Annotated in this window: 4 protein-coding genes and 2 pseudogenes; all 6 read left to right on the top strand. The window is 37.4% G+C overall.

Translation table 11 applies throughout. The annotated features are described in order from the left end of the window. Positions 1-177 precede the first annotated feature (177 nt). A pseudogene (locus AB7942_RS30045) lies at positions 178-258 on the top strand (universal stress protein); the annotation flags it as partial. Between the two features lie 604 nt (positions 259-862). Beyond that, positions 863-1411: a TetR/AcrR family transcriptional regulator gene (locus AB7942_RS30040; RefSeq protein WP_369449721.1), complete on the top strand. Its 549-nt coding sequence runs from the start codon at positions 863-865 to the stop codon at positions 1409-1411. A gap of 233 nt (positions 1412-1644) precedes the next feature. Next, positions 1645-2880 (top strand): beta-ketoacyl-ACP synthase II, encoded by a 1236-nt coding sequence (gene fabF / locus AB7942_RS30035; RefSeq protein WP_369449720.1) that lies wholly within the window; start codon positions 1645-1647, stop codon positions 2878-2880. A gap of 80 nt (positions 2881-2960) precedes the next feature. Further along, positions 2961-3116: pseudogene (locus tag AB7942_RS30030) on the top strand (ketopantoate reductase family protein); the annotation flags it as partial. A 65-nt stretch (positions 3117-3181) separates the two neighbouring features. After that, positions 3182-3307, top strand: coding sequence for a hypothetical protein (locus AB7942_RS30025; RefSeq protein ID WP_369449719.1), 126 nt, complete (start codon positions 3182-3184; stop codon positions 3305-3307). 286 nt (positions 3308-3593) lie between these two features. Then, positions 3594-4367 carry a M15 family metallopeptidase gene (locus AB7942_RS30020; RefSeq protein ID WP_369449718.1) on the top strand — a complete coding sequence of 258 codons (774 nt, stop codon included), beginning with the start codon at positions 3594-3596 and terminating at the stop codon, positions 4365-4367. Positions 4368-4602 lie beyond the last annotated feature (235 nt).

Raw genomic sequence — 4602 nt, 5'->3', positions numbered from 1 at the left:
CCCAATCTGGAGCCAGTTAAGGATCTGCTGCTAGTCTCGATTGATCTCAGCAACTTCCGGTTCAGTTGAACTCATTGCGCTTAGTTATAGGACACTCGGATCCTTATGGACGTCCAATTCGAAGAAGGGATTATCCACATTACGGATAAAAAATAAAAGGGCTTTTCCCGAGGTCATGGGAATAATGCCAATATCGTGGGAAGTGTAAGCCATAAAGTGGTCCAGCACGCGCATTGTACTGTAATGATTGTAAAGTAAATATGAGGTGATCGTTACCCCAAGTACTAAGAGAAAAAGTACAAGAAGTAAGCCAGCTCGTATTTACCATCATGGTACAAATTCTATCGGAAGCCATTCTGGAAGAGAACAGACAAATATACAGTATCAACGAGTAGTCGGCAAGAATATTCTGCCTAAGGTCTTTGGCAAAAAAAGCCGAATCCTTGTCCATCCTTGTAATAATACAAGGAGGAATTTAAAAGAAATGTACTACTAATTGTGAAAAAATTGTTCGTATCAGTAAAGGAAAATAAAACTAAAGGGTTGAAGGTTAAATGGCGTGCACGTTCGAATCGGGAAAACAGATTTATATGTCAATCCAATTGGTTAAGGAACAAACGCAGTCGGCGGTCACAATCTTTTTCCTAGGCCTTTGAAAACACTCATCTGAGTGTTTTTTCTTATAATTTTTAAGACATAAGGCAACCGCAAAACCTACACAATTTGTTATATATCTACGACTATTTTTGTATTTTTGAGAAATAAAGCGAAAATGATTGTAATGCTATATTGACACAAGAAGAGGAGAGGATGAAATCGGACTGCACTTGACACTTACCTACTAGTAGGTTATGATGAAATCATGGAAAATAGAAAAACACAAATTATCGATCTGGCACTTAAATTAATACGTGAAAAAGGTTATGTAGCTATTAGCTATGATGATTTATCCAAACAATTGGGTGTGACGAAAGCTAGCATCCATTATCATTATGAAAAAAAGGAGGATTTGGGTGTTGCCGTTACTGAACGGGTGCTTCAAAATTTGCAGGACTTTTCATCTTTCAATACGAATTCTAAGCTGACTGTTGAAGAAAAGCTCAAGCATTTTTTAGAGAGACAAATTGTTTTAAGCGACGGTGGGATATGCCCCGTGTCATCTCTCCAGTCTGATTATGAATCCCTTCCTGAAAATGTAAGGCAAAAAGTACGGGAAATCAGTCAGTTAGAAATAACGATTATTAAAAATATACTTAAGGTAACATTGGAAAATAAGGGAGCCGAAGAAATTGAATCATTAGCTTTTGCCATCGTGTCTTGTATGAAAGGAGCAATACAATACGAACGGGTACTGGGAAAAGAGATATTACCGCAAGCAATGAAGGAAATATCCCGCCTTTTAAAAGGTTAAAAGGCGGTTTTAAGTGAATTGTACTTACCTATTAATAGGTAAAAAGAGACTCTTAGCGTCATTGCAGATTCTGCGATGGTGCTTGATGATGGTTTTTTTCTCAATACTAGAATCAAAGGCCTATTACAATGTAAACGTGTATTAAGGGATGGTTTCTTGTTTAAAATATTGGAATAACTTAAGGATCTTTTGAAGTAGTTATGTAAAAAAGGAATGACAGGAGAGTGTTGGTGATGGCACGAAGGGTTGTAGTGACAGGATATGGAGTCGTTTCACCGTTAGGAAATACAATTGAAGCCTTCTGGAAGAACATTAAAGAAGGTAATTCAGGCATCAAAAGAATTGAATCTGATGACTATAACAATATTAGTACCCAAATTGCAGGCTATATTACCGACTTTGTCGCAGAGCAATATATGGATAAAAAAGAACAGGAAAAATATGACTTATTCATACAGTATGCTGTTGCTGCTGCTCAACAAGCTTTAGAACAGGCGAAACTAGATTTACAAAATGTTAATAAGGATCGATTAGGGGTTTATATTGGTTCCGGTATTGGAGGAATTAATACTACATTAGAAAATCATAAAGCTTTGCTTGAAAGGGGACCAAGAAGAGTTTCTCCATTTATGGTTCCAATGATGATCAGTAATATGGCGTCAGGAATAATATCTATAAAAACGGGTTTTAAAGGGCCTAGCTTTTCACCTGTTTCTGCTTGTGCAACAGGGAATCAAGCAATTGGGGAGGCTTTTTTAAATATTAGACATGGTTATGCTGATGGCATATTAGCTGGAGGGGCTGAAGCTCCTATTAATCCACTAGCTTTTGCTGGATTCTCAAGAATGAGAGCAATGTCTACTTTTAATGATTTTCCAGAAAAGGCAAGTCGCCCATTTGACAGAGGGCGTGATGGCTTTGTCATGTCTGAAGGAGCGGGTGTTTTATTCCTGGAAGAATATGAACATGCTAGGGAAAGAGGGGCGACAATTTTAGGAGAAATCGTAGGTTATGGTTCCACAACAGATGCATATCATATTACTTCCCCTGATTACAATGGGGCCGCAAATGCCATGAAATTGGCTTTAGAAATGGGAAATATTCGATTGACTGATGTGGATTATATAAATGCACATGGTACAAGTACCCCTGAAGGAGATAAATCAGAGACCAAAGCGATTAAAAGTGTTTTCGGTGCTCATGCTTATAACATAAAGGTAAGTTCCACTAAATCAATGACTGGGCACCTTTTTGGAGCTGCAGGTGGGATTGAGGCTGTTATAACTCTCAAAAGTATCATGGAAGATATTGCTCCTCCAACTATTAATTATGATATACCAGATGAAGAGTGTGATTTAGATTATGTTCCAAACCATGCAGTTAACCAGAAAATAAACTATGCTATTTCTAATGGTTTTGGTTTTGGAGGACATAATGCAGTGTTGGCATTTAAGAAATTTTCAATATAAAGTGAACGGAAGAAAGGGAATAATCGATAGGTGATCCTGGGTCGAAAATAGTTATTCGGAAACAAAGAAGTTGATTTACCGTTCCAAAAATGGCAGAAGGTACAGGAATTCCAACACCTTTTAATGATTTGGTTGTAAAACTAGTCAAATTTGCCGAAGAATCTCAAACTGTGCCCAATTTTGATACAAATATAAAAGCATTTGAAGAGTTATTAAGTATTCAAAAGGTAATGTGATATAGGAAAAAGAGAAAGGGATTGCTGCGGTAATCCCTTTAATATTAAAGGAGGGGGCATAGAATATGCGGAGTATTCAGAGTAAAATAATAGAACTTTTACTGACTAAACGGAGTAATAAAGAAAGCTTTAAAAATGAAAAGCTTTTCAACGAATTTATGGAACAAAAACGAATAGAACAGTTTTTCTAAAAATCATATTCTGTATTTGCATGTAGGAGCTAATGTAAACCAACCATTGGTAGAACACTGGAAGTTTCTTGTGGAAATTGCGGAAAACAGTAGGTGCTTTCGGGGATGACAATATGAAAACTAAAAAAGAACTAACGGTTGAAATTGAAAGATTAAAATATTGTTAACAAATTCAGTAATAAAACATAATTTTGATTTACAACATCCAAGTGATCTTCATCTCAGTCAACAACTTGATCTATTAATAATAAAACCAATGGATATTTTTTTAAAAAGGAAGTTTAATATGTTTAAATTAATTTCCACAGGATTTTGTTGTATTGTCGTTACAATTTCACTAGCCGGCTGTTCGCTTTCTATATATAATACTGCACAGCAAAATTCGCTAGTGGAGAAACAGCATAAAGGGAAGCAAGTCAATGAGCAAAAGCAAGCCCATTATAATTTTCAAAATAATCGTACAGTGGTTGTCTCAAATCCTGAAAGCATTCCCGTGCTGGTGGACAAACAAAATAAACTGCCTGCCGGCTATGTGCCCAAGGACCTTGTTTTTACCCAAATACCGTTTGTTCCTTCGCCGGCTAATTCAGAAAAACACGAAATGAGAAATGAAGCTGCAGCTGCTATAAAAAAACTTTTTGATGCTGCGAAAGCACAGGGTGTGAATTTCTTAGGAGTTTCGGCTTACAGATCGGAAAAGACACAAATTTCTCTTTTTAATACTTATGTTAATAGGGATGGTTATCTAAAAGCGAGAACCTATAGCGCCCTTCCCGGGACAAGCGAGCATGAAACTGGACTGGCCATCGATGTGACAGAAGGAGATGGCAAATGCGCGGCAGCTGATTGCTTCAGTGACAGTACTGAGGCCAAATGGCTGCAGGAGCATGCAGCGGATTACGGTTTCATCATCCGCTATCCAAAAGGGAAAGAAGCCATTACAGGCTACCAATATGAATCATGGCATCTTCGTTATGTCGGCAAAAAACTCGCAAAGGAAATCACGAGCCAAGGCATTACACTTGAAGAATACTACAATGCTGCTAAAGTAAATAACTAAATATTAAATTAGCGGCAGTAGGATCAAGTACTATCCATTCATAAGGAACACGGCGGTGAATATGGTTTAGGTATCTAATACTCAAAAGAAATGTTCAACACTGTTGCAGGCAAATAATTGAGACAAGAAAATACCTTCCTATCAAAATGATAGGAAGGCTTTTCTGTGTGCCAGGCATGTTCATTAACTAGGCGGTGCAAGTCCGCTATGGGCGTTGGGATATGCGAACCATTAG

Source organism: Neobacillus sp. BF23-41, from assembly GCF_041106275.1.
The sequence above is the reverse complement of the archived record's forward strand: the minus strand, read 5'-3'. Positions and strand labels throughout refer to the sequence as shown.

Bases quoted from the DNA above. Each gene is read 5' to 3' on its own strand.
- AB7942_RS30040 (WP_369449721.1), top strand. From the start codon at position 863: ATGGAAAATAGAAAAACACAAATTATCGATCTGGCACTTAAATTAATA.
- fabF (WP_369449720.1), top strand. From the start codon at position 1,645: ATGGCACGAAGGGTTGTAGTGACAGGATATGGAGTCGTTTCACCGTTA.
- AB7942_RS30025 (WP_369449719.1), top strand. From the start codon at position 3,182: ATGCGGAGTATTCAGAGTAAAATAATAGAACTTTTACTGACTAAACGG.
- AB7942_RS30020 (WP_369449718.1), top strand. From the start codon at position 3,594: ATGTTTAAATTAATTTCCACAGGATTTTGTTGTATTGTCGTTACAATT.